Source organism: Herpetosiphon sp. NSE202 (assembly GCF_042688385.1).
Classification (GTDB): Bacteria; Chloroflexota; Chloroflexia; order Chloroflexales; family Herpetosiphonaceae; genus Herpetosiphon.
Map to the genome: position 1 here is coordinate 181,876 of NZ_JBHUPY010000012.1, position 26,467 is coordinate 208,342.

Consider the following 26,467-nt stretch of genomic DNA (forward strand, 5'->3'; position numbering starts at 1 on the left):
ATGTCGTACCATAATCGTTACTCCTTATAATCAAATAAAATCCTACAACTGTATAAGCAGGATATATGCCATGTTTTTGTTACAATAGACAGCAGTCTTTGTTACTGGGAGAACAACCATGGCCCGTGATCGTTTGTTAGCTGGGGGCGCAATTTGGACGCTTGACCCAACAGTGGGCGTGGCCGAGGCCATTGCTTTGCGCGATGGCAAGGTCGTGGCGGTTGGCACGAATGCCGAGGTTCGGGCTGCTCTTCACGCCGATTATGAGTATATCGATTTGGCTGGGCGTAGCATTATTCCTGGCATTTGCGATGCCCATATTCACTTGCTTTGGAGCGCCCTGCTGGCCGATCAAATCGATTTGCAAGAAGTAGCCTCGTTTGATCAAGCGCTTGAGATTATTCGCCAGCACGCCCAACGCTTGCCCGCCGACGCATGGGTGCTTGGCTCTGGCTGGGATCATAGCCTGTGGCAGCGCGATTGGCCAACCGCCAGCGAGCTTGATCAGGTGACTGGTGGTCGTCCAGCCTTTATTACGCGTAAGGATTTGCACTCGGCTTGGGTTAATAACGCAGCACTTAATCGCGCCAACATCAGCAAATTCAGCAGCGATCCCGATGGCGGGAGCATTGGCCGCGATGCTGCTGGTGAGCCAAATGGCATGCTGTTTGAAAATGGCCAATTGGCGGTCAAAGCCTGTATTCCTGAGCCAAGCGCTGCCCAAAAAGAGGCCAGTATTCAAGCCTTTATCAAACGCATGCACCAACGCGGCATCACCAGTATCCACGTGCCCGAAGGCCCAGATTGTTTTGCTGCGGTGCAAACCCTGTATGGGCGGGGTGCGCTCGAAATGCGGATTTTGCACCATTTGCGCATGGATTTGCTTGAGCATGCGGTTGCGATGGGGCTTAAATCGGGATTGGGCGATGCTTGGTTGCGTTTTGGCAACTTGAAAATATTTAGTGATGGCTCGCTTGGCTCCGCCACTGCGCATATGCTTGAACCATTTGATAATTTACCAGCTAATGCCCCGCATCCATATGGCATTCCGATGCACGATCGCGAGGAGCTTTTTGCCACGATCGATCGGGCGATTGCCAATGATATTAGCGTGATTGTCCATGCTATCGGCGATGCTGCCAACCGCACGGTGCTCGATGCCATTGAGACGGCGCTCAAAGCCAATCCTGAAAGCTTGCAGCCCAGCCTTGGCAAGGGTGTGCTGGCAGCTCGCATTCCCAATCGGATTGAACATGCCCAATTATTACACCCCACTGATATTCGGCGCTTTGGCCAACTCGGCGTAGTTGCTTCGATGCAGCCAATTCATGCGACCAGCGATATTAGCGTGGCTGATCGTTTTTGGGGCCAGCGTTCACAATCGGCCTATGCTTGGCGTAGTTTGCAGGCCAGCGGAGCAATTTTGGCCTTTGGCTCCGATGCGCCGGTCGAATCGTGGGACCCATGGGCTGGAATTCATGCCGCCGTTACCCGCCAACGCCCCGATAGCTCGCCTGATGGTGGTTGGTATCCAGAACAACGCTTGAGCCTTGAAGAAGCCTTGTGGGCCTACACAATCGGGCCTGCGATTACCTCTGGCGAACAAGCCTTCAAGGGTAGTTTAGGCGTTGGCAAAGTTGCCGATTTGGTAATTCTTGAAGAGGATTTAGCCCAAGTTGCGCCCCAGCAATTGGCCAAGGTGCAGGTTGCACACACGATTATTGAGGGACAAACTGTATGGGAAGGTTAATCATCGTCCTTGGCTTGCTGGTAAGTTTAATTGGGTGTGCCAAACAAAACGTTAACCCAACGACGGTAAGCTTTGCAACTATTGCGCCGACTGCCCCAACCAGCCAGCAGCCAAGCCAAGCCACCAATGTTGCGGTGGCAACTATAGCGCCAACCAGTGAACCAACGGCGACCACGCCAGTCTCGTTTACATTTAGCACCTATCGCGATCCACGCGGTGTTTTTGCGATCGATGTGCCAAGCAATTGGCGTACTGAAGCACTTAAAAGTGGCATTGGCATCAGCAGTTTTGCCTACAATGCCAGTGTTGTGGTGACGATCTCATTTAGTTGGCAAGCCACACAGCTTGATTCGACCAAAGCTGCCGAGATCATCGAAATGGTAAAATCGCAGACTTTCGAAACCTATCTCACGCGCGATGTACAATTGGATAGCACCAGTGAAGGTGCACGTTACCGTTTAGAAGGCACAGCAACCTTGAACACCCAGCCAATGTATGTGCGCTTTGAACTGAGCCAAACGGCAGGCGGCAGCATTATGTTGCAATCGTGGCTTGTGCCGCAAGCTTTATGGCCTGAGGTCGAAACGATGTTTTACAACCCAATGCAACAAAGTTTGAGCATCGATGATGAAGCTGCCGCCGCGTTGGCGCAAGAATAAGGGATTGCGATGAGCAAAATCTGGACAATTGCCCGCCATGAATATTTGACCCATCTGCGCCGGCGCGGTTTTTTGATCTCGACCTTTGGCATGCCGATTATGTTGGTGCTCCTGTTTGTGGTGGTGGTAGTGGTGTTACTGCTCTCGTCGCAAGTCAAAGCAATTGGCTATGTCGACCAAAGCGGCTTGACCGCAGGCTTAAAGCCAGAAATTGCTTGGCGCAGCAATTTGGGCGATGTGCAGATTCGCCAATATGCCAGCTTAGACGCAGCCAAAACTGCGCTCCAAGCAGAATCAATCGATGCGGCCTTCGTGGTGCCAAGCGATTTTCTGGCCAAAGGCACAATTGAGGGATACGCGCTCGAAGCCTTGCCACAACTCGCCGAAAGCCAGTTTAGCGCTTTTCTCAAGGCTGTGTTGGCAGCCCAATTGCGCGAAGAGCCAGATGTGGTGTTTCAGCCAATTCGCAAACTCGATAGCATTGTGCTCGATGCGCCACCAGCAGAGGCGCGGCGCTCTGGCTTATCGATTGTCGTACCAATTTTCTTTGGGATTTTGCTGCTTGGCTCGACATTTGGCAGTGGCTCATACCTGATGATGGCCTTGATCGAAGAAAAAGAGCAGCGGATTATGGAAATTCTGGCTAGTTCGCTCTCAACCTACCAAATTATGACTGGCAAGATTTTGGGCTTGGGAGCCTTGGCGCTGACCCAATTGAGCATCTGGGCCAGCGGCGGATTGGTGTTATTGGGTTTTGCCGCCGCCCAATTCGATCTAATTGGTGAGCAGGGCATTAGCATCGGCGTAATCGTGCTGGCGTTTATGCTGTTTTTTCCAAGCTACTTTATTATTGCCGCCACGCTGAGCGCAATCGGCGCGGCAGTTACCAGCGCGCAGCAGGGCCAGCAACTAACCGGCATTGTGACGCTCTTGTGCACAATGCCATTGTGGTTTATCGCGGTGCTGAGCAATAATCCGAATGGCGGTTTAGCACTGGGCTTTAATATCTTTCCCTATACCGCACCAATTACCCTACTACAACGGGTGATGAGCGGGAGCGTGCCAGTTTGGCAGCAAATTGCGACTGTGCTTTGGTTGTGGCTGATGGCGGCGTTAATCACCCGTTTTGCTGGGCGCGTCGTGCGCATTGGCTTGTTGCGCTATCGCCAAAGTTTGCGCATCCGCGACCTGTTTCAACTGGGCAAGCTTTAAAGTTTGGCGGCAATTTGCAAGGCGGCATACGGCGTTGGCGCAGTTCGCACCAGCCCTAAATCGATCCGTTGGCGCACAAGGGTTGTCGCCAAATCAGCGCTAATGCCACTCAAAATCACCGAACTGCCCAATAAGCGAATGGCGCTAGCCAAACGTAGCAATTGTTGGGCAGTTTGTGCATTGACCTCGCTCAAGCTCGTAATATCCAAAATAATCGCTTTGGCACGGCCTTGATTGACTGTCGCCAAAACCCGATCGGTCAATTGGGCCGCCCGTTGAGCGTCAACGTAGCCAATAATTGGCGCAAGCAATACGTGCTCGGCCACCTCAACAATCGGAGTTTCGAGCGCGGCAACGGTTGCCAACAAGCGTTGTTGCTCAGCCGATTGCGCCTCTAAACGATTGGCTCGCTCCTCTGCTTCGTGGGCATAGCGTTGGGCCGAACCATGCTCAGTTTGGATCAAGGCCAAGGCCTCGGTGTTGGCACGCTGGGTTTGCTCCAAAATCAAGCGCCCAAGCCACAAGCAGCCAGCGATAAAAGCATAGCAAATTGCATAATCGACTTTAAGATAGGGCGTATCGCTATCGGCCCGCAGCCATGTGACCAGCATTGCCGCCAGCGCCGTCAGAATCGTCGTGCGCGAATCGGTTATGACAAAGGCAATTGCCATCGGCGCAAGCAACACGGGAGAAAAGTAAATATCCTTGGCAGGATCGATCAGCAATAAAACGGTGATTGCAGTTGCCACGACAAGGCTGGCATGCGCCACCCAAGCCCAATTGCGCCACGCTCCATAGGCCAAGCAAAGGGTTAGAATTGGCAAGATGCCTAAGCCAATTAATACTTCGAGCGCACCATCATTAAAGATTAAATAGACAAAGCCCAACATGCTCATGAGCGCTTCAAAAAGCAGCAGGGTTAACAGGGCAAAACGTTGAGTAAGACGCATGCTGGTTCCTTTTGTGTGTATTAAACTTCGTCTATTTTAGCAGGATTAGGCTTATTCTCAGGGTGATTTTTCCTACCCTCCAAGGTTAACATTATTCTACCTGCTGGGCGGGGTACGCAGTAAGCCACACATCAGCGCCATACTGCTCGCTGGTGCTCCATTGCCACAGTTGAGCCTCGCTCATGCGCGCAATCCCCACGCCACCAACCGGACTGGGCGCAACGCCACCAATAATTTTGGGCGCAATCACCACTTGCAATTTTTGCACTGCCTGTGCTGCCAAAAAAGCCGCAATTGTTTCGCCACCACCCTCAACCAGCAACGAACTAATGCCACGCTGGCCTAATTCACTCAACAAAACAGCAAGCGCAACCCGCCCTTCAGAATTGCTTGGCAACTCCAGAATCTCGGCGTTGCTGATGCTGGCCCGCCATTCGGCGCTCGCAGCGGCAGTTGTAGCGATAATGGTTGTGCCAGGCACAGCATCTGCCAACATCGCCGCACTCGCAGGCATGCGGCCACGAGCATCGAGCACAATCCGCAGCGGATGCTGCACTGGTCGCCAATGCTGCTCCAAGCGTGTCGTCAGCAAGGGATCGTCGGCCAGCACCGTGTTGATGCCAACCAAAATCGCATCAATTTGGTCGCGCAAACGATGCACATTTTGGCGCGAGGCTGGGCCGCTAATCCAGCGCGCATCGCCAGTGCGGGTGGCAATTTTGCCATCAAGGCTCATGGCATATTTAACCGTGACAAACGGCTGTTTGGTCACAATCCAATGCCGAAAGGCTTCGGTTTGGGCCAGCGCCGTCGCTTCCGCAGCCTGATCAAAGCTCACCAGAATGCCTGCTGCCTGCAACACACTCGCTGCATCGTGCTCGAAACGCGGGTTAGGATCGCGTGCGGCAATCACGACCTCGCGAATGCCTGCGGCGATAATCGCATCGGTGCAGGGCGGCGTGCGGCCCCAAATCGTGCATGGCTCAAGCGTCACATACAGCGTTGCACCATGCGCCTGTTCGCCAGCCTCTCGCAAGGCCATAACTTCAGCATGGGCTTGGCCCGGCGGTTGGGTATGGCCACGCCCAACAATCTGCCCAGCTTGCACAACCACCGCGCCCACCGCCGGATTGGGACTCGTGCGGCCCAGCGCCAAATTGGCTTGTTCCAGCGCTGCCTGCATACAATTCTGATCCATCAGTATACTCATTTCAATCAGCAATTCAGCCGTATAATACAGGCGGTTTTGTGATTGCACCAACTAAGCAGCATGAGACCGATTTCAAACATTGCACGAATTCATGGGCAAAGGAGACCAGATGACCACTGTTGAAAAGCAATTTCCTAGCGATTTTCTTTGGGGCACTGCGACCTCATCATATCAAATTGAAGGGGCGGTACACGAAGATGGCCGTGGCGAATCAATTTGGGATAGATTTAGCCATACGCCAGGCAAAACCAAGTTTGGCCAAACCGGCGATATTGCCTGCGATCACTACCATCGCTACCCAGAAGATTTAGATTTGATGCGCGAGCTTGGGCTAGCTAGCTATCGTTTCTCGATTGCATGGCCCCGAATTTTCCCAGAAGGCAAGGGCAAAATCAACCAAGCAGGGCTTGATTTTTACAAACGCATTATCGAAGGCTTGCACCAACGCCAGCTTACGCCCATGGCCACACTCTACCACTGGGATTTGCCCCAAGCCCTGCAAGATGCTGGCGGCTGGATGAATCGCGATACGGCCTTGCGCTTTGCCGAATATGCTGAAGCCATGTATCGCCAATTAGGTGCGAGCGTGCCGTTCTGGATTACCCACAACGAGCCGTGGGTTGCGGCATTTGTTGGCCACTTGCAAGGCCGGCATGCGCCTGGAATCAAAGATTTGCCTAGCGCCGTCAAAGCCTCGCATCATCTGCTTTATTCGCATGGCTTGGCAACCCAATTATTCCGCGACCACAAAGTAGCAGGCCAAATTGGCATCACGCTTAATTTGACCCCTGCCTACCCAACCCACGATACCCCAGAAGATCATGCCGCTGCCTGGCGCAACGATGGCTATGGTAATCGCTGGTTCCTCGACCCCATTTTCCGTGGCAGCTACCCCGCCGATATTGTCGAATGGTTCGCGCAACACCATCAGCTTGAAATGGATTATGTGCAGGCTGGCGATTTGGCTGTCATCCAACAGCCAATTGATTTCTTGGGCATTAACTATTACTTCCCGAATCGGATTTCGGCTGCTGACGAGCGCAAATTTTTGGCACTTACTAATAGCCCAGCCATTGGCGAAACCAGTTTTCGCGGCTGGGAAGTTGTGCCCGCAGCCTTTGCCGATTTGCTCAAACGGGTGCAGCGCGATTATGGCGATACGCCGATTTATATTACCGAAAATGGCAGCGCCTTCGCCGACCTCAAACGAGCCGAGGATGGCTCGGTCAATGATGGCGATCGGCTGAGCTATTTGCACACCCACTTGGAAGCTGTGGCCGATGCAATCGAGGCAGGCGTGCCCGTCAAAGGCTACTATGCTTGGTCGATGCTCGATAATTACGAGTGGGCCGAGGGCTACGACGAGCGCTTTGGCATTATCGAAGTCGATTTTGCAACCCAAAAACGCACGCCAAAACGCACGGCCCGTTGGTATCAACAAATTGTGGCCAACAATGGCTTGCCTAGCTTGCCAAGTGAATTAGAAGCACTCGCCAATCGCTATCGCAATTGCCCAATTGGCCCACAGGAATAAGATTGAGAAGATGCCCTCACCCCAGCCTTACAAGGGTCGGTTTTGAGCGATTGGTCGGCGGTGAAGCGTTCCCTCACCCCCCAACCCCCTCTCCCACTGAACGCGGGCGAGGGGGAACCGATCGTTTTTTACCAAGGAATTGGGAGAGAACCACAGAACGAAAAAGCCCCTCGCCTGCGGGCGGGAGAGGGGTTGGGGTGAGGGAATCTTAATACCCAAAATCAGCCACTATCAAGCGCAGCAAACCCCAACATCGATTGCTAGAAAGCCAAAAATCAATAGCCTAGCTATATTGCTAGCTAGGCTATTTACTGCTACACTAGACCAATCTTTTGGCTCAACTACACGCTGGAAATTCTTCAAAAAAACACCACTGGTTGCAAGTCGCAAACTGGGTCGCCGATGGCAAAGGCAGCGGATGGTGTTTGGTGAATCAGCCATGGGATGTTGGCCATGGCTTGATGGATAGGAAAACACTATGCGAGCACGTGTTCGTCGTCGAGTTACGTGGATCATTACGCTCTCTGCATTGCTGCCATTGCTTAGTGTTTGGGTATTGGTGTTGGTAATTAGCTATCGCGCCGAGCAACAATCGGCTGAGCGCCAACAAATTGCCTTAACCGACTTGGCTGCCGAAGATTTCCGCCGTTTTTTATTCAACACCACAATTGAACTCCAAGATATTGCCGAAAACATTGCCCGCGAATCCGATCCGCAAACGATCAGCGCCCAACAACTTGCCACCATTGCCCTGTTTCGCTCAAGTTTTGTTGAAGTCGCAATTTATAGCGCCGATGGGCAACGCCAGATTGCTAGCTCGCGGTTTGACGAGCCAACCTTGCCAAGCTCACTCAATGGCTCACAGCTCTTGGCCGATCTCAGCACGCGGCGGGTATCGTTTGCCGATCCAGCAGCATTTAGTGGCACGATTGATCGAAAATTAGCGCCGCAGGAAGTGCCGCGGTTTCGGGTTGCCACCCAATTGCTGAGCTCAAGCAATCAAGTGTTATTTTTGGTTGCAGATGTTAGCATGCAACGCATCTGGACAAGCACCACCCGTATTGAAACCGCCGCCAACATGCGGGTTTTAATTTTGACCGAGCAAGGCAATTTGATCAGTGCTGCCAAAATCGAAGCCTTGGCTGAACACCCCACCATGCGCGACCTACCGCTCTTAAATCAAGCAACCGCAGTTGCAACCTATCAAAGCGTTTTTGGCGAAGAAGTGCTTGGCGTGCGCACCACAATCGAGCCTGTTGATTGGATTTTGGTGGTTGAACGGCCCTTAGATGTCATTTATGCCAACGTCGGCAGGCTGGCAGTAAGTTTATTACTTGTGATCTTCATTGCAGCGCCAATTGTGATTGCAGTTGGCTGGTATGTTGGCAAACGAATTGCTAGCCCAATTCAGAAACTTTATGCTGGAGTAACTGGATTTAGCCAAAATCCCACCACGTTTGAGCCAGTCGTGCTTGATACCCGTGATGAACTGGCCAGCCTTGCAGGAGCTTTCAATACCATGGCCAGAGGCTTAAACGCCTCACAAACACGCTTGGCCAACCTCAACGAGGAGCTTGAAGCCCAAGTTGTCAGCCGCACCAGCGAATTGCACACGGCCTTGGCCGAAGTTCAAGCCCAAAATCAAGCCCAAGAACGCTTGCTCGATACGGTGCGCCGCTTGAGCATGCCCAGCATCCCAATTACCAAACATATGGTTGTGATGCCCTTGGTTGGCGAATTTAGCGCCGATCGCGCTGGCGATATTAGCAGCACTCTGCTGATCGCCATTGAACAAGAACGCGCCAAAGTCGTGATTCTCGATATTACTGGCGTTCCCGTCGTCGATAACCTTGTGGCACGCGCAATTCTTGAGGCGGCCCAAGCTGCTCGCTTATTGGGAGCACAAGTGATTTTGGCTGGCATTCGTCCAGATATGGCCGAAACCTTGGTTAATTTACAAATCGATCTACGCACAATCGAAAGTGCAGCAACGTTGGAGCAAGCCTTCAAACGTGGCATGCACTACTTGCAGATCAATCGACTGGCCTAAAACCACAAACGGCTCAATTGAGCCGTCTGTAGAAGAGAAAGAGTGTGTGTGAGGAGGAAGGATTTGAATGTAGTATCCAATTCCCAACTTACGAGCATACTAACGATCACGCGCGTTGATACTCCTATTCTTTGGTTAGGCCATGATTGACTAATAATCAACCCCCCAAAACTCAACTCTGCGGCGCTGCGTTAAAGGTATCCGCCAACTCCTATGCTCTATGTTCTTCAAACTGAATAATTGGCTTAGCAACCAGATGCATGCCCTCACCCCCAACCCCTCTCCCACTGAACGCAGGCGAGGGGAGCACTGGGCCGCGTGGTTCCCCCTCGTCTCGTGGTCGGGAGAGGGTGCAATCGGTGGTTAACGCAATCGACCAGTACGTCTATGTTCTATGTTCTTTGCTCTATGTTCTATGCTTTATGTTCTTCAAACCGAATAATTGGATCATTGGTGTTGATTGCAAAGTGCAGCAAACTGGCCGCTTCGTGCTCCAATGCTTGGCGCTCGGCCTTGGCAATTGGCTCGAACAGCTGCAAGTGCAGGCTCGCTTCTGGCTGCTTTAGTTTCCACATGCCCACCACAAACCCATCAACCAAAATCGCACCAGGAATAAGACCATTGCTGGTAAAAAGGCGTTGGCGATAGGCTTCACTCAAAATTCTAGTTCGATTAGCGTGCGATAGCAAAATATTATCAAATTCGGCGAGCAACCTTGGCGGTGCTGGCGTTGCTGGGTCTGGGCGTGGCGCAGCAGCCAAATCATACAATTCACGGCCTTGCTCATCGCAGAAACAGATTAATTCTGCTTGCAGTTGCTTGAAAACCACGCCCAAACGGGTCAACCCCGACCATGCTTGCATATCGTTGATGCTGGCTGGCCCAAATGCCGCCAAGTAGCGCCGCACCAATTGGGCCAAATCTGGCTCACTTGCTAAAGGCTGGCCCAACCACTGCTCAGCGGTAGTATGCGCCGCTGGCCCGCTCGTAGCCCATAAACCACGCGGGGGCACTTGCACCAACGCCAACCACGTGCGCAACGCTTGGGCCAACGCTGCCGCTGGATAATCGGGCCAACGCTCGTGCAGCAACCCACCAAGCGCCTGAAAGGTTTGCGGCTGAGCTTCAACCAAACGCCGTCCATACTCCATCAGGGCTTCTTGGTCGATTCCAGGCAGTTGCTTGCCAAAATTGGATTGAAAGCCGCGCTCCAAAACTGGCTGCAATAATGGCCGCAAATTAAGGCAATCGCTGGCACTCACCAAATGAATTGTCGAACGCAGCAGCGCAATCCGCACAACCTGGCGCTGTTCAAACAGAGTTGATAATTGCTGCTGCTCAAAGCCATGCAAGCGTGACCACAAGCCAAAATAGGGTGGGTTTGGCGATTGGGCTTGCATTCCAACAAGCTGATCAATCAAGCCCAAAACTGAACCATGCACCCGCTCTAACAAATGTTGGCGCGCCAGTAAGGCCCGATTCAAGGCGCGTTGACTCAAAATCTGATGCTGCAATCGCTTGGCCATTGCTACTCCTATTCCCCAAACACACGATTTCAGTAGTCTATCAGAAGCAATTCACAGTTTGATCATTCAAGCGCTGGAATAATTTTACTAGGCTATACACCGATCCAAATTGATCATCAAGGAAATAATTTTTATGCAACGATCGGTGTTAATTATCATTATGGCAATATTCTTAACTGGATGTGCCAATAATCAAGCTCAACCAACCGTGCCGCCAACCGCAACAATTCCCCAGCCTACTCCCAGCAGCGTTAGCAGTATAAATCCTGAAAGCCTAAGCAACGTGATCGTCAATATTACGAATGCAGATCGCACAGCGCTAGAGCTGCATACAATTGATGATACAGGCCAAGCCAGTTTAAAACGTAGCTTCACCTGCCCCAAAAATTCGTGCGAACAAACCAAACTGAATGCGATTCCCAATCAACCAGCACTTGCCTTGGTCATTGGCGATAGTGGTTCGGGCGGCGAACTCTACCAGCTTGATTATACAAACTGGCAAGCAACCAAACTTGCCGCCCAAGTCGATCAGCAGAGCATTGCCATTACGCCAGATGGCAGCAAAATAGCCTTTGTCCGCCTACGCACCGATACCACGGCCCCAGTCGCTTTAGGCTCGATTTGGATGTACGATTTTGCTGCTCAAAGCACAAGCCAAATCAGTGAATGGAGCGCATTTTATACTGATTTGATCTGGCTTGATAACCAGCAACTCCTTTTTAGTAAAGCCAATGTTGGCACGCCACCCACAGATTGGCATACGTGGTTGCTCGATCTCAACGATCATGAGCAGCCTCAAGAACTGAGTGCAGGCCGCATTCAGGCAATCGTTGGCGATCAACAACTCTTTATTGAGCATGAACAAACCAGAACCGCCGATCTCAATCCATTAATTCAGCTTGAGCGCTACGATCTTGAGCAGGGCGTTAGCACGCCAATCAGCACTTGGTACGATCGTTATAGCCAAACGCTCAACATCAAAGCAGCACCCAATCAGCAAAAAGCTGCGCTGGTTGCTGGCGGCGAACCAGAAATGCTTGGAATGACCACACCGCCCCAACTAGGCGTTGAATTAAAAATCATCCAAGCTGATGGCACAACCAGTCAGACCATCTTTGTTAACTGCACTGAATGTTACCCAACTTGGAGCAGCAAGAGCCAAACAATCCTTTTCTTTGATGCAAACAGCCAGCAATTTGTGCTGGTCGATGCTGCAACTGGAACAATCAGCCATAAAACCTTGCCCACAGCATTCTATCCATACCCAAGCACGATGTTAATCATCGATAAGTGATCGTCTGAATAGCACTGTCATCAAGCTGTCATCTGCAAGGCTCGTCATGGCGGGGGCTGGCTGCTAAGCTAGATAGTAGCAAAAGCAATCAAATTCTCGCCAACAAGGGAGCCAGCAATGAAATTTATCAATATCAAAAATCACGAAGATGTCAGCGATTTTGCCGATACCGCTGTCGAATGTAAACACTGCAAACACCAAATGCGTATCTCTGGCCCGCTGCCCAAGAATGCCAAATGCAGCGCCTGCGGCTCGACCAACCTCGTGCGCAAAGCCAAATAAACAGCCAATCCCGCTTGCACTCCACGCTATGATACGTGCAATCATAGCGTGTTTGGTTTTAAATGGATTCTGCTGCGCATCAAAAAGGAGTTTCGCTTGAAATTATCAGTTCCAGAATCCGATGCTGAGGCCCTCTGGGCCTATCTTGGGCTTGGGGTTTTGACCGCAATCCAACGTCAAGCGCTTAACCCAGAGCTTGGCATTTGGACATTGGCCTTACCAAAAATTATTGCTGCGTTACCGCGCCAATCGGAACTGGCTAGGATTATCTACGCGGTATTTAGCCAAGCTGATGAACTACAGTTGCTGTCAACCCTTAATCCTGCGGCCTATCAAAGCATGGTGCAGGAGATGATTGATCAATTGAGCCATGGGCTGAGCACAAGCACAGCTGCATCGTGGATGGAGTGGCAGGTCGAGAAAGCATAATCCACTGTCATCAAGCTGTCATCTGCAAGGCTCGTCATGGCGGGGGCTGGCTGCTAAGCTCGTTAGTAGCAAACGCAATCAAATTCTCGCCAACAAGGGAGCCAGCATATGAAATTCATTACGATCAAAAATCACGAAGATGTCAGCGATTTTGCCGATACCGCAGTCGAATGTAAACACTGCAAACATCAAATGCGTATCTCTGGCCCACTGCCCAAGAACGCCAAATGCAGCGCCTGCGGCTCGACTAACCTCGTGCGCAAAGCCAAATAAGCAGCCAATCCCGCTTGCACTCCACGCTATGATCTGTGCAATCATAGCGTGTTTGGTTTTAGGAGGCTTGCTCGATGTCGCTTGCTGCATATCCGCTGATGGCAATTCATGGCTTTAAATGGCCAAAACGCCCAACCGCCCAGGCAACGGGCTATCTGCTTGGCGCTGATGCATTTGGCCATTGGCTGGGCATTGCCGCAGGCAGTCGTTGGCAACATAGTAATGGCCAACAAGGCAGGTTTGAACAAGCGTTTGTTAAATTAATTCCCCCAAATGCCTATTGGTCGGCATGTTTTAATCTCAGTGAAAAACTGATCGATGTTGATATTGTGCTGCCAAATCAGTGGAATTATCACCTTATCGAGGAAATTGATTTAGAAGTTGATCTGCTGAAACTGGCCGATGGCAGCATCGAAATTCGTGATCAGGCAGAATTTGCTGCGGTTTGCCAACGCTGGCCAATGCCGACAAGCTTAATTGAACAGGTGCATTCAACAACTGCCCAAATCTATCAGCAACTACAAGCCCAAGTCGAGCCATTTAAGCACGTTGGGGCGCGGCGTTTAGCCCAATTTTTGCAGCACGTTGCAGCTGAAAAATAAACGCTCGTTCAAAAATTCTAACACTTTCATGGCTAGACAAGGCTGATTGAATACCGTATAATGGCTAACACGTTCACGTGAGCAATCGCGTGGGCGTTTCTTTTGACTGAGAGTCCTCTCGGTTTTTTTCATTCCATAATCGAGGCAAGTACTATGACCGATAAGCCGTTTTATCTGACTAAAGAGGGTCGCGCAAAACTGGAAGCGGAAATTGAGGAACTCGAAACGACTGGCCGTATGGAAGTTGCCGAGCGGATTCGTCAAGCCAAAGAACTTGGCGATATTTCCGAAAGCGGCGAGTACGAAGATGCCAAAAACAAACAGGCTTTCCTCGAAGGGCGCATCCGCGAAATTCGCAACATCTTAAACAACGCCCAAATGATTGAAGAAGATGGTGATAATCGCGAAGTACGGCTCGGATCATCGGTCACGATTCGCTATGAAGACGGCGAAGAAGAAGAATGGATGATTGTTGGTGCCGCTGAAGCCAGCCCCCGCGATGGTAAAATCTCCAATGAATCGCCAATTGGCAGCGCTTTGATGGGTAAACGCGCGCGCCAAAAGGCCACTGCTAGCACCCCCAGCGGTGTGATGAAAATGACAGTTGTCAAAATTCGCTAGCACATCCCCCACTCAATTCAGTGTGTGAACAGCCGAAGGCGCACTGGAAAGTGCGTCTTTCGGATTAATCGCCGTGTTCTCGGCTATAATAGCCGACAGGATTCAAGCAGTAGGCCTTGTAGCCCAGCCATTTTTGTGAGCATTCCAACGGGCTGCGCTGACGCGCCTTACGCTACTATTGAGATTAGGCATGGAATTAAACGATTTACAACAGACACGGTATGGTAAATTGCAAGCGCTGCAAGCTGCTGGCATCGATCCATATCCCGCTCGCGTGCCCCAACGCACTCATACATTAACTGCCTTGCGCGAGCAGTTCGACGCACTCGCCGAGGCTGGCACAATCGTCACCATCATGGGGCGGCTGCGCCAACGGCGGGTTATGGGCAAATCGGCCTTTGCCCACTTAAACGATGATCATGGCGCGTTCCAAGTGTTTCTCAGCAAAGCCGATGTTGGCGATGAGCCATTCAAGCACTTTGTTGATCTGACTGACCTTGGCGATATTATTGCCGTGACTGGCACGCTCTTCACCACCAAAATGGGCGAGCCAAGTGTCCACGTCACCAGCTGGACGATGCTGAGCAAAGCAATCACGCCGCCACCAGACAAGCGCGAAGGCCAATTTAGCGACCAAGAAGCCCGTCAACGCCAGCGTTATGTTGACTTAGCAGCCAACCCCGAGGTGCGCGAAACCTTCCGCATTCGGGCACGCTTGATCACGGCTATGCGCCAGTATCTCGATCAACGCGGCTTTTTAGAAGTTGAAACGCCAGTGTTGCAGGCGATTTATGGTGGCGCTGCGGCTCGCCCCTTCACTACCCATCACAATCAGTTGCACCAAGATTTGTATATGCGGATCGCCACTGAATTGTATTTGAAGCGCTTGATTGTGGGCGGCTTCGATGGCGTGTATGAAATTGGCAAAAACTTCCGCAACGAGGGCGTTGATCGCACCCACAACCCAGAATTTACTATGCTTGAGGTCTATCAAGCCTACGGCGATTATGAATCGATCATGGAATTGACCGAGGGCATGATTCGCTTTGCTGCTGAACAAATTTTCAACAGCACCAGCATCGAATATCAGGGCCAGCAAATTGAGCTTGGTGGCTCGTGGCAGCGCATCACCATGCGCGATGCAATTTTCAATAAAACTGGAGTTGATATTCGCGAATGTCGCGAATTTGATACACTATGGGAAGCGATTCGCGAAGCTAGCCTGAAAATTGAGCGCAAGCCAACTTGGGCCAAGCAAGTTGATGAGTTATTCAGTGAATTTGTTGAGCCAGAATTGATTCAGCCAACTTTTATCACCGAATACCCACAGCCGCTTTCGCCCTTGGCCAAGCGCAAAGCCGATGATCCACAGTTTGTTGAGCGCTTTGAGCTGTTTATGCTTGGCGCTGAAATTGCCAATGCCTTTAGCGAATTAAACGATCCCTTCGATCAAGAGCAACGCTTCTTGGAGCAAGGCCGCGATTATGCTGCTGGCGACGACGAAGCCATGCAAATGGACGAAGATTTCCTTGAGGCGCTGCGAGTTGGCATGCCGCCAACCGGTGGCTTGGGCATCGGGATCGATCGGCTGTGTCTGTTGTTTACCAATCAAACAACCATCCGCGAAGTCATTTTCTTCCCGCACTTGCGCAAGCAGGGCGAGGAGTAACAACGAGGGGTCAGGATCAATCATTCCCTCACCCCCTAGCCCCCTCTCCCGCCCAGCAGGCGAGGGGGAACCACCAAAATTAACGCCATTACAGGAGAGGGGAACCACCAAAATTAATTCCCCTCTCCCAACAACCAAATAACAAAGGACTTAACCTATGCCACGTTCATTAGTTATCGAGCGGGAAAATCTGCCGACCGTGGTGCAAGGCTGGCTCGATGCCATCGGCCTTGAACATCACGATACCGTTGAATTGGTCTTTACTGAAGGCGAATTGGTGTTGCGCCGCCCACTCAGCCCCGAATTGCGGGCTTGGGCCAAGGGCGTTGTCGATGCCTACGATCGCGAGTTTCAATCGTTAATTGGCTTATAACCTCAGCAAACTACAGCGTTGTGGCTTGCTTACTCAGCAATGAAGTGGCCTATGCAGTATTTAAAACGCGAAGATATTTTGGATATTCACGGCTATTTGGTCGAACGCTTTGGTGGTCGGCTGGGCTTAAACAGCCTTGATCGGCTGATTGGCTTGGTTGTAAACCAAACCCAGACCTGTTTTGGCGAGGAATTGTACCCCGATTTACCAGCCAAAATAGCAGCCTTGAGTTACACATTAATTAAAAATCGCCCATTTCGATCGGGCAATAGCGCAACCGCCTTATTGGTGAGCTTGCGTTTAGCCCAAATCAATGATCAAACTATTGACGATATTGAAGGCTTGAGCCATGAATTGGCTGCTGCCGCGCGTTCGGAACGCAGCCAAGAGCAGCTGCTACAATGGTTCAACGATCATCTCATTCCTGGCAGGTTGAGCACCCAACCACGCTAGGGGCACGCAGTTTTTCTTGCCGAGGAGCCACGTTTTTTTGCATAGAGCTTCACCCACGTTCGCTGCCACGCTCTATGTGCTCACCACGGTTGTGCTCGCATTTGGCTTTTTTTGGATAAGGAGCTTTTGTGGAACGACGCACAGTGCTGATCACAGGGGCTGCTGGTCGCTGGGGACGGCGATTAGCCCGCCAACTGGCTAAATTTCCAATTGTGCGCGTAATTGGGCTGGATATTTCACCCCCAGAACGCCCAATCGATGGCGTTGAATATATCCAGGCCGATCTACGTAACCCATTGCTGGTCGAATTGCTCCGCACGGAGAAGGTCGAAGGCATTTTACACATGGTCTTTACCTCGGGCTTATCCGGCGGTCAAGGCTTGCTTTCGCCCGAAGATGCCTTTCAAACCAATGTGATGGGCGCAATGGAAGTGTTGGCGGCGGCAAATGCTGCTGAAGTCAAACAGGTAGTTATCAAAAGCACAACCATGGTGTATGGCGCGCACGTCGATAACCCCTTGTATTTGCACGAAAACGCGCCATTACGCGGCACCGATGGCAAGCCGTTGCTGCGCCATCGCTACGAAATCGAGCGCTTTATTGCCGATTTTCGCCGCAACCACGCCATGAATATCGCGGTGTTGCGCTTCCCCGGCATCGTCGGAGCCAGCGGCGCATCGTCGACGATGCGCTACCTTGGCCAACCAACACCACCAACCTTGCTAGGCTTCGACCCGTTAATGCAAATTGTCCACGAAGCAGATGTAATTGGCTCGCTGTTGCATGCCTTGGTTTCTGAGGCCAACGGGGTTTTCAATGTAGCAGCAGATGGTGTGATGCCACTCAGCCAAATGATTCGGCGAGTTGGTCGCCAACCACTGCCAATTTTCCACCCCTTTGCCTATGCAGCCGAGCGTTTTAGCCTCGTGCGCAACAATCGGCTAGCCAACAAAATTATGCCGTTTGAATTAGATTATTTGCGCTTTCCATGGATTGCCGATACGACGGCTATGCGCGGCGAATTAAATTATGAGCCACGCCATACCGCCGAGGAAGCCCTCGAAGCCTTCCGTAGCTCGCTGCGCTTGCAAAGCTATAGCGATTTGCTGCCCAAACGCAAAGCCTACGATGGAATTCAAGCCTTTTTGAATCGTCGCAGTCAGGAGGATGAAGCATGAGCGATCAACCAAAGAAACGTGGCCGTCGCGCTGCTGGCGCTACTGACGAAACCGAACAGCAAATTCCAATTGTCGAGGCCAAAGCAGCTGAAACGACCACCGAGGCGACTGTTGCCGATGAGCACGACGTTGCAGCAGAAGCGCCGATTGAAGTTATCAATCTTGATGGTGATTTGCGGCGCAGCAGTCAAACCCGCATCGATTCATTGCTCTCGGCTTTGGAATCAGAAATTCGGGCCATGCCAGCCTCGGAAGATGAACGCGAAAGCGCGATCGCCGAAGTCATTCACTTGATTCGCGAATCGCTGACCCGCTGGCCAAAAAAAGTCATCGAAATGGCGGTCAACACGCTCAAAGCCAACATCAACAGCGATTATCTTGATGCCGATTTCTGGAAAGGCATTGGCTTGGTGCTGCGCTACCAACTTGATGCCAACGCCGATATGGTCAAGCGGCGCTGGCGCGGCGATTACGCGGTCGATGAATTTGGACTCGATTATGAATTGCTTGATTTAGCCAAGCCGCTCTTGTTGTTTATGTACAAGAAATATTGGCGCGTCGAAGCAATTGGCCTCGAAAACGTGCCCGATTCTGGCCGCGCCTTGTTGGTCTGCAACCACTCTGGCGTGTTGCCATGGGATGGCGCGATGGTCGGCGCTGCCTTAAATTTCGAGCATGAAGCTGGCCGCGTGTTGCGCAATTTGCACCTCAGCTGGTTCTCGTCGCTGCCGTTTATCTCGCCATTGCTCAGCCGCTTGGGCCAAGTGCAAGCCTTGCCAGCCAATGCAGAAGCGCTGCTAGAGCGCGATGAGTTGGTTGGAGTTTTCCCAGAGGGCTTGAAGGGCGTTGGCAAATTGTATAAAGATCGCTATCGCTTGGCGCGGTTTGGGCGCGGCGGCTTTGTCAAAGTGGCGGTCAAAACTGGTGCGCCGATTATTCCGGTTTCGATCATCGGCGGCGAGGAAATTCACCCGCACTTGCATAATGCAAAGGGATTTGCAAAGCTTTTGGGCTTTCCCTACTTCCCAATTACGCCAACCTTCCCATGGTTCGGGCCATTGGGCCTAATTCCGCTACCCACAAAATGGACTATCGTCTTTGGTGAGCCAATCGATACCGAGCAATATGGCGCAAAGGGTGCAGAAGATCCATTATTGATCTCGCAATTGACTGAGCAAGTACGCACCACCATTCAAAACACCTTGCTCGATAAACTCAAAGATCGCTCAAATATTTTTGTTTAATTCCCTCACCCCCCAGCCCCCTCTCCCACGAAAACGCGGGCGAGGGGGAGCACCCGTTTTCACCACAAATCATGCCAAAACCATGCCATTAAAGCGCCACGGGAGAGGGGATCTTAAAACCGACCCTTGAAAGCCAACCCCCGCTCCCACGAAAACGCGGGCGAGGGGGAGCACCCGTTTTTACCGACGCATTACGCGAGAACCACAGCATGAATGCCCCTCGCCCGCCGCAGTGGGAGAGGGGTTGGGGTGAGGGGATCTGAAATTCCTCACGATCAAGCTACTCATTCCAATGATTGAAGCCAAAGCCCTGCTTTAGACCTAAACAATCAGCGCCAATGTTGCATACAATTGATCATGGCAAACCTTGTTTGGAGCAAATAACCATGGATCAAGCAGATCAACCAGCGCTGGTTTTTGAGCGCCCACTCTTGCGTAAGCTGTTTCGCAAAGCAGAAAATTACGAATTACCGCTGGATATTACGCTCTCGCAGCATGGCTTTTACCACTGGCTGGCTGAGCGTACCAACCGAATTTATTTTGTGTGGCACGATGGCAGCCAAACGCGGGGGATTGTATTCAACATGTCGGCCCACGCGGGCAAGCCTTTTCGCCAACGCCAATGCGATTTATGCGCCCAGTTTGTTGAAGTTGGCGATATGATTTCGGTGCGCAGCCTGCGCGGTCGCCAAGATGGCGAATATCAAGCTACCTACAGCTATATTTGCGCCGATCTAGAAGAATGTCGGGGGTTTGCGATTCCAGCGAATCAGCTAAGCCATTTTATTAGCAAACATCGGCCCAAAGCCTAGCGCTCGTGCATAAATTTACGCACCATGGCACTAATCAAGGGAATCACTTGATGGCCAAAAGTCGCTGGGGCTTGGGTTCGCGCTCGCGTTTTCCATTCTTGGGCCGCCCCATACAAGGCCCAACTCACCAAGGCTGCGCTCAGTTCGAGCGGCTGATAGCGCAGCACTTGGGCGGGAATATGCTTGCCAAACCAGCCTTGAATGTGCTTGCAAACTTGAGCCTTTATCTGCACTTCAATCACTGCCTCGAAGGTCGAAAAGGTATCTTGGCACTCAGAGCCATTAAACATCGTCAGCTGATCAGTAATCGCCAAAAATAGGCGCTCCAAATACATTTCTGGGTCATCAAGCGGCCCAACAACCCAGCGGTGCAGGGTATCAGCAAACGAAATCGCCATCATTGCATCTAAAATCGCATGTTTATCGGGGAAGTGGGCATAAAACGTTGCCCGATTAACCCCAGCTTGGCGCGCAAGATCACGCACGGTAATTTCATCGAACGATTTTTGCTGCATCAGTTGATTAAACGCATCGATTAAGCGTTGGCGCGTGCGCGTAATCCGGGGGTCGATTGAAACATTTACAGGTATCAAAACGCTTCCAATTTTGCAACTAAACAACACTTGTAGCTTTTTGTTGGTTGACGCAAGATTTTTAGCCCTCTATCATACACATGTTGTTTAGATAGTTCATGCGTGCAATCAGCGTCAGTGCTCAAAGCCAATTGGGATAGTAGCACGGCCATGGTTCGCAAGCAAGCAACGTCCAAACATAAATCATTATGTAAATTTCAGAAGGAGTGTTCAATGACCACACCACGGATCGCGATCATCATTAGCAGTACCCGCCAAGCTCGCTTGGGCGAAAAAGTTGCTCAATGGGTGTTGGAGCATTCCAAAGAACACACAGATTTAGCGTTTGAACTGGTCGATTTGCGCGAAGTGAATTTGCCATTTTTCGATGAAGTTGCCTCAAACGCTTGGGCACCTTCAACCAGCGAAGCCGCCCAAGCATGGCAAAAAACCGTTGCGAGCTTTGATGGCTTTATTTTCGTGACCGCCGAATATAACCACAGCATCACCGCTGCCTTGAAAAACGCCCTCGATTATGCCTCGCCAGAATGGAATAAAAAACCTGCTGCTGCCGTCGGCTACGGCGGAGTTGGTGGCGCTCGCGCTGTCGAGCACCTGCGCGGAATCGCAGTCGAGTTGCAAATGGCACCAACCCGCACCGGAGTGCACATCGGCGGAGCCGATTTCTTTGGAATTTGGCAACAAGGCGTGGAATTAAACGACCTTCCCCACCTCTTGCCAACCCTCAACACCTTGTTTGAAGAATTAGCTTGGTGGACGAAGGCGCTCAAAACCGCCCGCGAACAAGCCTAATTAATTGCTTCTTGCGCTGGCAAGCCTTAATCTGCTTGCCAGCACTTACTTGAGAAAAGAATTCGCTCATGGCAACCAGCACAATTGGGTTGCTTTGGACTGAACCATACCCACAGGTCATCCACGTTGGCCTTACAACCCTCAATTGGACGCTACACTGGTTTTCGAAAATAGCTGCAATTCAAGCATATTGTGCTCAAACTCCACCACAGATCCTTATCGCAAAACGTACACTTCTCACAGCTCATGATGGGCTTAGTTGGGCAGTTGCAAGTCGAAAGCATCCACAATTAGGCAAAATTCCCATTCTCGTAGGAGCGATTGATCCAGTCGGGCATCCCTATCAAACGAGTGCGTTTCAGGCCTATCAACTGGGCATTAATGGCTGTTTTGGAATTGTCTTTTCGCTCGAAGGAATTGACATTATGCTCAGAACGCTGCTTACTAATCCAAAGCACCTTGGATTAAGCGATCAATAATTCGCAGCTAGATCAAAAAATGCTTAGCCTCACATTAATTCGTAAAATTCCATTAATAATTCTAAACAAATTAAGTATGTTTTAATAAATATGCCATGCTAGGATAACCCCAAGCGCGCGTGTGGAATTGTTCGTTGTTCAGCTTCGTTGCACCTTGGGATCGATTCCAAAGCACACAACGCTCATTGTTATTCAATTGCTGTGGTTAGGAGTAATCGATGCTGCGTAGTTCAAGGCGGGCATGGCGCTTGTTGATGGTTTTGGTGTTGCTTGGGCTTGGGTGGGTGCAGACCCAAAAGCCGGTTCAAGCCCAAGCCAGTAACGCATGTTCAGTAAGTTATACCATTGTTGGCCAGTGGTATGGCGGCTTTCAGGGCGATATTGTCATTCGCAACACGGGCACTAGCTCAATCAACCATTGGTCGTTAACTTGGAATTTCAATAATCAAGTTATTTCGCAATTATGGGGTGGCACTCATAGCCAAACTGGCAACGCTGTCAGCGTGAGCAATCAGGCGTGGAATGGCACAATCGCCAGCAATGCCAGCGTTCAGCTTGGTTTTATTGCAAGCTGGGCCAGTAGTAATCCAATTCCAAGCAATTTTCAACTCAACGGCATCGCTTGTAATGGTGGCATCAGCCCAACCGCGACCAGCGTTGTGCCAACCGCAACCCGCACGCCTGCACCAACCGCAACCAGCGTTGTGCCGACCGCAACTCGTACTCCTGCACCAACCACAACCAGCGTTGTGCCAACCGCAACTCGCTCACCTGCGCCAACTGGCTGGAATCCACCAAGCAACTTGGTCACGCCATTGAACGAAGTTTGGCAGCACGTCGAATCGACCTATGGCAATTTGTATGGCTTTCGCAATTATGGCTGGGATCAAGTGATTGCCGGCAATGGCTCGATTAATTATTGTGTCCGCTGGGATTCGGATGCGCCAGTTTCAGCCGCCTTGCGCGACCAAATTCACGCTGCGCTGGCTCGCCAATTCAAAAAATGGATGGATGCGATGCTTGATAACGGCCAAGGGACGAATGGCTGGCCGTATGCCAATGTTAATGTAAAAGTCGTAGGCTGGGCCGTGCGCGAGCGTAGCACCTTGCAATGGAACGATAATTCAGTTGATATTTATGTCAACAATATTGCAGAAAATGCGCCGCAATGTGCACCGCCGTGTGGCCGCTTCTTCAACCAAGATGGCGATTATGCCGACTGTCCTGGCGGCATCGATCATCACTATGATATGTCGCTGTGGCTGACCAAGGGCATGGGCGGCGGCGCTGGTGGCGATTGGGGCCAGCGTGTCGGCAGCGAATATTTTGTCAATGCGCTCAATAGCGAGAACATTCACATCTTTCTCCACGAAGTTGGCCATACCTTTGGACTTGATGATTTTTACGATTGGAGCCCAACTGGAGTTAACGACTTTTTAATGAAAGCTGGTAGCGCCAGCCAAATCACCGAGTTCGATAAATGGATGTTGCGCGACTTCTGGCGACATCTCAAGAGCCGTTACGGCTACTAAATTAGCCTAAAATCCAACTTCAACGACCAGCACAATGCTGGTCGTTTGTGTTTTAGGGCTTGACAAGCTGTACATACTGTATATACTGTGTATATGAACATACACAGTGACTTAATTATTTCACGGGCTGATGGTCGTCCGATGTATTTGCAAATTATCGAGCAAATCAAACAACGGATTGCGCTTGGCGATTGGCCTGCGGGCAGCGAAATTCCTTCAATTCGGCAGCTGGCGATTGATTTACGGATTAGCGTAATTACGGTCAAACGCGCCTATTTTGAGCTAGAGCACGAGGGAATTATCGTAACTCAGCATGGCAAAGGCTCGTTTGTTGCCACAAATACTCAGCTTAGTCGCCAAGTATGGGAGGACGAATTGAATTCGTATCTTGAGCAGGTAGTACGTTTAGCAGCATTATTGGGATTATCGAATGAGCAATTAATTCAACGCTTGCATGCTGCGGCCTTGCACCAACAACAGGAGCTTTTATGAACAATCATGCTGTTGAATTACGCAATGTTGGCAAAGATTATAAATATTTTCGCCTAAACGATATTTCATTGAACTTGCCAACTGGCAGCATTACCGGATTTATCGGCGTTAACGGAGCTGGCAAATCGACGACGATTCGCATTTTATTGGGCTTGGTGCATCAAGATCGTGGCTCGGTGCAGGTATTGGGCCAGACCATGCCAGATCAACAGGTGCTCGCCAAGCGTGAGATTGGCTATGTTTCCGAGGATATGCGGCTCTATCCCAAGGCAAATTTGGCGTGGCATATGCAGTTTATTCAATCAATTTATCCAAATTGGGATCAAACTTATGCTGAGCAATTGCTCAAGCGCTTCGATCTACGAGCCGAACAAAAGATCAAGGGTTTATCGCATGGCCAACGGGTAAAAGCTACGTTGCTGTTGGCGTTAGCCCATCGCCCAAAGCTGTTGGTGCTCGATGAACCGACGACGGGGCTTGATCCGGTGGCGCGCCAAGAGGTGCTAAGCGCATTAATGGAAGTGCTGGCCGATGAACAACGCACAATCTTATTCTCGTCGCACAATACCTTGGATGTTGAGCAAATTTCCGATCATGTAGCTTTTATTGACCAAGGCTCAATTATCGAAGCCACATCGAAAGAAGATTTGCTTGATCTATGGCGACGCTTGCGGGTACGGATTGCACCAGGCCAAGCCTTGACCGAATTGCCATATATCGTTCAGCAACAAGGCAACGGCCAGTTACAAAGCCTAATTACCAACCGCTATAGTCCAGATTTGCACCAAACCTATCAACAAGCAGGCCTAGAAATTCAAGCAGTTGAACACTTGACCTTAGAAGAAATTTTTGTCGCTTCGATTCAAGCTCGACGTGAAGGAAAAACGTTATGAATTCGATGATTAAGCAACTTATTCGCAAGGATTGGCAAATTAATCGCACGATGATGGCTATTTATATTGGAGCAATGCTGATTGCCAACGTGATGCTCCTTGCTGATTCCGATAATATTGTTTTTGGCATGGGCGTAATTCTGATTCTGACTATTTTATTTATCTTATGTATTCACCTAACAACCAGCAATGTAATTAGCGAATATAGCCAAAAAACCTTGACTTTTATTATGAGTTTACCAGTTTCGGCCCGCCATTATGCAATTGCCAAACTTGCGGCCAATCTTTCGATGTTTTGCGTGCCCTGGCTGATGGCGTTGGTAAGTAGTTGGCTGATTATTCTGACCAGCGACAGCCTGCCAAATGGATTGACTGCTTTAGTAAGCTTGGGATTAGTTGAAATTTTATTGAGCTATTGCCTGATTATGATGTTGGGGATTGTGACTGAATCGCAACATGGCGCAATTGGCGCGATGGCGATTTCAAATTTGGGCTTTCAAGGATTTATATGGGGCATACTCAAAATTCCGGCAATTGCTCAGCATCGCGATAGTAACCAATTGGCATGGAATAGCACCGAATTGAGCATTTTGGCAATTCAATTGGTGGTGATTATTGGCTTATTAGGCACAACGCTCTTGATTCAACAACGCAAGACCAATTTTATCTAAATTAGCGCGAGCGCGCCAAGGTGGCGTAGGCCACGCCGCTCTGCAAATTGCCACGCACAATCAAGTCGTTGAGATTCACGCCCAAGCCTACCAAGGTTTGGGCAACTTCTGGTCGGATACCAGTTAAAATCACCTGGCCGCCCAGCAAGCGCACCGATTGCGCCGCTTGAATTAGCACATGCGCAACTTGGGTATCGACAATTGGCACGCCAGTAATATCCAAAATTGCAAAGCGCGTGTTCATAGTGCTAATGCCATGGAGCAAAGTTTCCAGCATCTGCTGCGCCCGCCGCGTATCAACCGCCCCGATCAGCGGCATAATCACCACACTATCAGTAATTGGAATTAATGGCGTTGAAATATCGGCCAAAGCTTCCTGTTGGCTATGGATAATCGCCTGTTGCTCAAGCATCTGGCGTTGTGCTTCGAGCACCTGTTTTTGCTCGGTAATATCGGCAACTTTGATGCACAACAGATCGCTGCTCAGCGGAATCGCCGTTAATTGCGCAATGCGTTGGCCAACCTCGGGAATATTCATCACCAACTCATTCAGATGCATGGTTTCGCCAGAATTTAAGGCTTGGTGATAGCGATTTAAGATTGCCAGCGGAATATCGGGGAAAATATCGTTGAGCAATTTGCCAATGTGCAAGCGCAGATCAATCGTGGCATTTGGCATAAGACCATTCGAAAAGATCAAGCGAAACGAGGTAGGATCATTCACATCTTCACGTTGTAACAAATCGATGCCAATTGGCAAATGCTTAACCACATTTTCAAATAAGGCAGCTTGCTGTTGGGCGTGGGCCAATTGGGCTTGTAATTCAGTAATTTGGGCCTTGAGTGCGGCGCTATCTGCTGCTGAATTGCTCATGTCAACGCTCCCTGATGGCG

Annotated in this window: 27 protein-coding genes; 22 read left to right on the forward strand and 5 right to left on the reverse strand. The window is 50.7% G+C overall.

The window, feature by feature from the left end:
• The first annotated feature begins 118 nt into the window (after positions 1-118).
• The 3 genes from ACFMKP_RS15255 to ACFMKP_RS15265 are packed head-to-tail and all read left to right on the forward strand — an operon-like array spanning position 119 to position 3,621.
• Positions 119-1,750: an amidohydrolase gene (locus tag ACFMKP_RS15255; protein ID WP_382292804.1), complete on the forward strand. Its 1,632-nt coding sequence runs from the start codon at positions 119-121 to the stop codon at positions 1,748-1,750.
• On the forward strand, positions 1,738-2,409 hold the full coding sequence (locus ACFMKP_RS15260; protein WP_382292805.1) for a hypothetical protein: 672 nt from the start codon (positions 1,738-1,740) through the stop codon (positions 2,407-2,409). Before ACFMKP_RS15255 ends, ACFMKP_RS15260 begins: the two co-directional genes overlap by 13 nt.
• A gap of 9 nt (positions 2,410-2,418) precedes the next feature.
• Complete coding sequence (locus ACFMKP_RS15265) at positions 2,419-3,621, forward strand: ABC transporter permease (protein WP_382292806.1); 1,203 nt, start codon at positions 2,419-2,421, stop codon at positions 3,619-3,621.
• Here ACFMKP_RS15265 and ACFMKP_RS15270 read toward each other — a convergent pair.
• Entirely contained in the window at positions 3,618-4,571 is a 954-nt protein-coding gene (locus ACFMKP_RS15270) for an STAS domain-containing protein (RefSeq protein WP_382292807.1), read from the reverse strand. The genes ACFMKP_RS15265 and ACFMKP_RS15270 overlap by 4 nt on opposite strands.
• Before the next feature lie 91 nt (positions 4,572-4,662).
• Positions 4,663-5,769, reverse strand: coding sequence for a bifunctional diaminohydroxyphosphoribosylaminopyrimidine deaminase/5-amino-6-(5-phosphoribosylamino)uracil reductase RibD (gene ribD / locus ACFMKP_RS15275; protein ID WP_382292808.1), 1,107 nt, complete (start codon positions 5,767-5,769; stop codon positions 4,663-4,665).
• A gap of 121 nt (positions 5,770-5,890) precedes the next feature.
• Between ribD and ACFMKP_RS15280 the strand changes: the two genes are divergently transcribed.
• Both ACFMKP_RS15280 and ACFMKP_RS15285 read left to right on the forward strand, forming a co-directional pair.
• A complete protein-coding gene (locus tag ACFMKP_RS15280) occupies positions 5,891-7,315 on the forward strand; it encodes a GH1 family beta-glucosidase (RefSeq protein ID WP_382292809.1) in 1,425 nt (474 codons plus the stop codon).
• A 478-nt stretch (positions 7,316-7,793) separates the two neighbouring features.
• The gene (locus ACFMKP_RS15285; protein WP_382292810.1) at positions 7,794-9,365 is read left to right on the forward strand and encodes an STAS domain-containing protein; all 1,572 of its coding nucleotides are present in this window, start codon (positions 7,794-7,796) and stop codon (positions 9,363-9,365) included.
• A gap of 413 nt (positions 9,366-9,778) precedes the next feature.
• Here ACFMKP_RS15285 and ACFMKP_RS15290 read toward each other — a convergent pair whose 3' ends face one another.
• Positions 9,779-10,891 carry a winged helix DNA-binding domain-containing protein gene (locus ACFMKP_RS15290; protein WP_382292811.1) on the reverse strand — a complete coding sequence of 371 codons (1,113 nt, stop codon included), beginning with the start codon at positions 10,889-10,891 and terminating at the stop codon, positions 9,779-9,781.
• A 133-nt stretch (positions 10,892-11,024) separates the two neighbouring features.
• On the opposite strand from ACFMKP_RS15290, the gene ACFMKP_RS15295 reads away from it, so the two are divergent.
• The 12 genes from ACFMKP_RS15295 (at position 11,025) to ACFMKP_RS15350 (ending at position 20,121) form a co-directional block, all read left to right on the forward strand.
• Positions 11,025-12,185, forward strand: coding sequence for a hypothetical protein (locus ACFMKP_RS15295; RefSeq protein ID WP_382292812.1), 1,161 nt, complete (start codon positions 11,025-11,027; stop codon positions 12,183-12,185).
• Between the two features lie 117 nt (positions 12,186-12,302).
• The gene (locus ACFMKP_RS15300) at positions 12,303-12,467 is read left to right on the forward strand and encodes a zinc ribbon-containing protein (RefSeq protein ID WP_164689665.1); all 165 of its coding nucleotides are present in this window, start codon (positions 12,303-12,305) and stop codon (positions 12,465-12,467) included.
• A 96-nt stretch (positions 12,468-12,563) separates the two neighbouring features.
• Positions 12,564-12,896, forward strand: a complete 333-nt coding sequence (locus tag ACFMKP_RS15305) for a hypothetical protein (protein WP_382292813.1) — start codon at positions 12,564-12,566, stop codon at positions 12,894-12,896.
• Positions 12,897-13,004: 108 nt separating this feature from the next.
• Complete coding sequence (locus ACFMKP_RS15310; RefSeq protein WP_382292814.1) at positions 13,005-13,169, forward strand: hypothetical protein; 165 nt, start codon at positions 13,005-13,007, stop codon at positions 13,167-13,169.
• A gap of 74 nt (positions 13,170-13,243) precedes the next feature.
• The gene (locus ACFMKP_RS15315; RefSeq protein WP_382292815.1) at positions 13,244-13,771 is read left to right on the forward strand and encodes a hypothetical protein; all 528 of its coding nucleotides are present in this window, start codon (positions 13,244-13,246) and stop codon (positions 13,769-13,771) included.
• A gap of 153 nt (positions 13,772-13,924) precedes the next feature.
• Positions 13,925-14,392, forward strand: coding sequence for a transcription elongation factor GreA (gene greA, locus ACFMKP_RS15320; RefSeq protein WP_054533104.1), 468 nt, complete (start codon positions 13,925-13,927; stop codon positions 14,390-14,392).
• 190 nt (positions 14,393-14,582) lie between these two features.
• Positions 14,583-16,061: a lysine--tRNA ligase gene (lysS, locus tag ACFMKP_RS15325; protein WP_382292816.1), complete on the forward strand. Its 1,479-nt coding sequence runs from the start codon at positions 14,583-14,585 to the stop codon at positions 16,059-16,061.
• A 157-nt stretch (positions 16,062-16,218) separates the two neighbouring features.
• Positions 16,219-16,434: a hypothetical protein gene (locus ACFMKP_RS15330; RefSeq protein WP_054533102.1), complete on the forward strand. Its 216-nt coding sequence runs from the start codon at positions 16,219-16,221 to the stop codon at positions 16,432-16,434.
• 51 nt (positions 16,435-16,485) lie between these two features.
• On the forward strand, positions 16,486-16,887 hold the full coding sequence (locus ACFMKP_RS15335; protein WP_382292818.1) for a type II toxin-antitoxin system death-on-curing family toxin: 402 nt from the start codon (positions 16,486-16,488) through the stop codon (positions 16,885-16,887).
• Between the two features lie 128 nt (positions 16,888-17,015).
• Positions 17,016-18,065 carry an NAD-dependent epimerase/dehydratase family protein gene (locus ACFMKP_RS15340; protein WP_382292819.1) on the forward strand — a complete coding sequence of 350 codons (1,050 nt, stop codon included), beginning with the start codon at positions 17,016-17,018 and terminating at the stop codon, positions 18,063-18,065.
• Positions 18,062-19,309, forward strand: coding sequence for a lysophospholipid acyltransferase family protein (locus ACFMKP_RS15345; protein WP_382292821.1), 1,248 nt, complete (start codon positions 18,062-18,064; stop codon positions 19,307-19,309). The genes ACFMKP_RS15340 and ACFMKP_RS15345 overlap by 4 nt, the downstream gene beginning before the upstream one ends.
• Positions 19,310-19,695: 386 nt before the next feature.
• Entirely contained in the window at positions 19,696-20,121 is a 426-nt protein-coding gene (locus tag ACFMKP_RS15350; RefSeq protein ID WP_382292823.1) for an FBP domain-containing protein, read from the forward strand.
• On the opposite strand, the gene ACFMKP_RS15355 is transcribed toward ACFMKP_RS15350, so the two are convergent.
• On the reverse strand, positions 20,118-20,714 hold the full coding sequence (locus ACFMKP_RS15355; protein ID WP_382292824.1) for a TetR/AcrR family transcriptional regulator: 597 nt from the start codon (positions 20,712-20,714) through the stop codon (positions 20,118-20,120). The genes ACFMKP_RS15350 and ACFMKP_RS15355 overlap by 4 nt on opposite strands.
• Positions 20,715-20,927: 213 nt before the next feature.
• Between ACFMKP_RS15355 and ACFMKP_RS15360 the strand changes: the two genes are divergently transcribed.
• The 5 genes from ACFMKP_RS15360 to ACFMKP_RS15380 all read left to right on the forward strand — a co-directional run bounded on the left by ACFMKP_RS15360 (position 20,928) and on the right by ACFMKP_RS15380 (position 25,573).
• Positions 20,928-21,506, forward strand: coding sequence for an NADPH-dependent FMN reductase (locus ACFMKP_RS15360; protein WP_382292826.1), 579 nt, complete (start codon positions 20,928-20,930; stop codon positions 21,504-21,506).
• Between the two features lie 697 nt (positions 21,507-22,203).
• Positions 22,204-23,517, forward strand: a complete 1,314-nt coding sequence (locus ACFMKP_RS15365) for a cellulose-binding domain-containing protein (protein ID WP_382292828.1) — start codon at positions 22,204-22,206, stop codon at positions 23,515-23,517.
• Between the two features lie 93 nt (positions 23,518-23,610).
• Positions 23,611-24,009: a GntR family transcriptional regulator gene (locus ACFMKP_RS15370; protein WP_382292830.1), complete on the forward strand. Its 399-nt coding sequence runs from the start codon at positions 23,611-23,613 to the stop codon at positions 24,007-24,009.
• A complete protein-coding gene (locus ACFMKP_RS15375; RefSeq protein WP_382292832.1) occupies positions 24,006-24,902 on the forward strand; it encodes an ABC transporter ATP-binding protein in 897 nt (298 codons plus the stop codon). Before ACFMKP_RS15370 ends, ACFMKP_RS15375 begins: the two co-directional genes overlap by 4 nt.
• On the forward strand, positions 24,899-25,573 hold the full coding sequence (locus tag ACFMKP_RS15380; protein ID WP_382292834.1) for an ABC-2 transporter permease: 675 nt from the start codon (positions 24,899-24,901) through the stop codon (positions 25,571-25,573). Before ACFMKP_RS15375 ends, ACFMKP_RS15380 begins: the two co-directional genes overlap by 4 nt.
• Position 25,574: 1 nt before the next feature.
• Here ACFMKP_RS15380 and ACFMKP_RS15385 read toward each other — a convergent pair whose 3' ends face one another.
• Positions 25,575-26,447: an STAS domain-containing protein gene (locus ACFMKP_RS15385; RefSeq protein ID WP_382292836.1), complete on the reverse strand. Its 873-nt coding sequence runs from the start codon at positions 26,445-26,447 to the stop codon at positions 25,575-25,577.
• Between the last annotated feature and the right edge of the window lie 20 nt (positions 26,448-26,467).

What these genes read in the sequence shown, in the direction of transcription:
- ACFMKP_RS15280 (WP_382292809.1), top strand. Translation starts at nt 5,891, where the DNA reads ATGACCACTGTTGAAAAGCAATTTCCTAGCGATTTTCTTTGGGGCACT.
- ACFMKP_RS15290 (WP_382292811.1), bottom strand. Translation starts at nt 10,891, where the DNA reads ATGGCCAAGCGATTGCAGCATCAGATTTTGAGTCAACGCGCCTTGAAT.
- ACFMKP_RS15380 (WP_382292834.1), top strand. Translation starts at nt 24,899, where the DNA reads ATGAATTCGATGATTAAGCAACTTATTCGCAAGGATTGGCAAATTAAT.
- ACFMKP_RS15265 (WP_382292806.1), top strand. Translation starts at nt 2,419, where the DNA reads ATGAGCAAAATCTGGACAATTGCCCGCCATGAATATTTGACCCATCTG.
- ACFMKP_RS15285 (WP_382292810.1), top strand. Translation starts at nt 7,794, where the DNA reads ATGCGAGCACGTGTTCGTCGTCGAGTTACGTGGATCATTACGCTCTCT.
- ACFMKP_RS15270 (WP_382292807.1), bottom strand. Translation starts at nt 4,571, where the DNA reads ATGCGTCTTACTCAACGTTTTGCCCTGTTAACCCTGCTGCTTTTTGAA.
- ACFMKP_RS15360 (WP_382292826.1), top strand. Translation starts at nt 20,928, where the DNA reads ATGACCACACCACGGATCGCGATCATCATTAGCAGTACCCGCCAAGCT.
- ACFMKP_RS15365 (WP_382292828.1), top strand. Translation starts at nt 22,204, where the DNA reads ATGCTGCGTAGTTCAAGGCGGGCATGGCGCTTGTTGATGGTTTTGGTG.
- ACFMKP_RS15350 (WP_382292823.1), top strand. Translation starts at nt 19,696, where the DNA reads ATGGATCAAGCAGATCAACCAGCGCTGGTTTTTGAGCGCCCACTCTTG.
- ribD (WP_382292808.1), bottom strand. Translation starts at nt 5,769, where the DNA reads ATGGATCAGAATTGTATGCAGGCAGCGCTGGAACAAGCCAATTTGGCG.
- ACFMKP_RS15310 (WP_382292814.1), top strand. Translation starts at nt 13,005, where the DNA reads ATGAAATTCATTACGATCAAAAATCACGAAGATGTCAGCGATTTTGCC.
- ACFMKP_RS15345 (WP_382292821.1), top strand. Translation starts at nt 18,062, where the DNA reads ATGAGCGATCAACCAAAGAAACGTGGCCGTCGCGCTGCTGGCGCTACT.
- ACFMKP_RS15330 (WP_054533102.1), top strand. Translation starts at nt 16,219, where the DNA reads ATGCCACGTTCATTAGTTATCGAGCGGGAAAATCTGCCGACCGTGGTG.
- ACFMKP_RS15375 (WP_382292832.1), top strand. Translation starts at nt 24,006, where the DNA reads ATGAACAATCATGCTGTTGAATTACGCAATGTTGGCAAAGATTATAAA.
- ACFMKP_RS15300 (WP_164689665.1), top strand. Translation starts at nt 12,303, where the DNA reads ATGAAATTTATCAATATCAAAAATCACGAAGATGTCAGCGATTTTGCC.
- ACFMKP_RS15315 (WP_382292815.1), top strand. Translation starts at nt 13,244, where the DNA reads ATGTCGCTTGCTGCATATCCGCTGATGGCAATTCATGGCTTTAAATGG.
- ACFMKP_RS15255 (WP_382292804.1), top strand. Translation starts at nt 119, where the DNA reads ATGGCCCGTGATCGTTTGTTAGCTGGGGGCGCAATTTGGACGCTTGAC.
- ACFMKP_RS15295 (WP_382292812.1), top strand. Translation starts at nt 11,025, where the DNA reads ATGCAACGATCGGTGTTAATTATCATTATGGCAATATTCTTAACTGGA.
- ACFMKP_RS15335 (WP_382292818.1), top strand. Translation starts at nt 16,486, where the DNA reads ATGCAGTATTTAAAACGCGAAGATATTTTGGATATTCACGGCTATTTG.
- lysS (WP_382292816.1), top strand. Translation starts at nt 14,583, where the DNA reads ATGGAATTAAACGATTTACAACAGACACGGTATGGTAAATTGCAAGCG.
- ACFMKP_RS15370 (WP_382292830.1), top strand. Translation starts at nt 23,611, where the DNA reads ATGAACATACACAGTGACTTAATTATTTCACGGGCTGATGGTCGTCCG.
- ACFMKP_RS15385 (WP_382292836.1), bottom strand. Translation starts at nt 26,447, where the DNA reads ATGAGCAATTCAGCAGCAGATAGCGCCGCACTCAAGGCCCAAATTACT.
- ACFMKP_RS15260 (WP_382292805.1), top strand. Translation starts at nt 1,738, where the DNA reads ATGGGAAGGTTAATCATCGTCCTTGGCTTGCTGGTAAGTTTAATTGGG.
- greA (WP_054533104.1), top strand. Translation starts at nt 13,925, where the DNA reads ATGACCGATAAGCCGTTTTATCTGACTAAAGAGGGTCGCGCAAAACTG.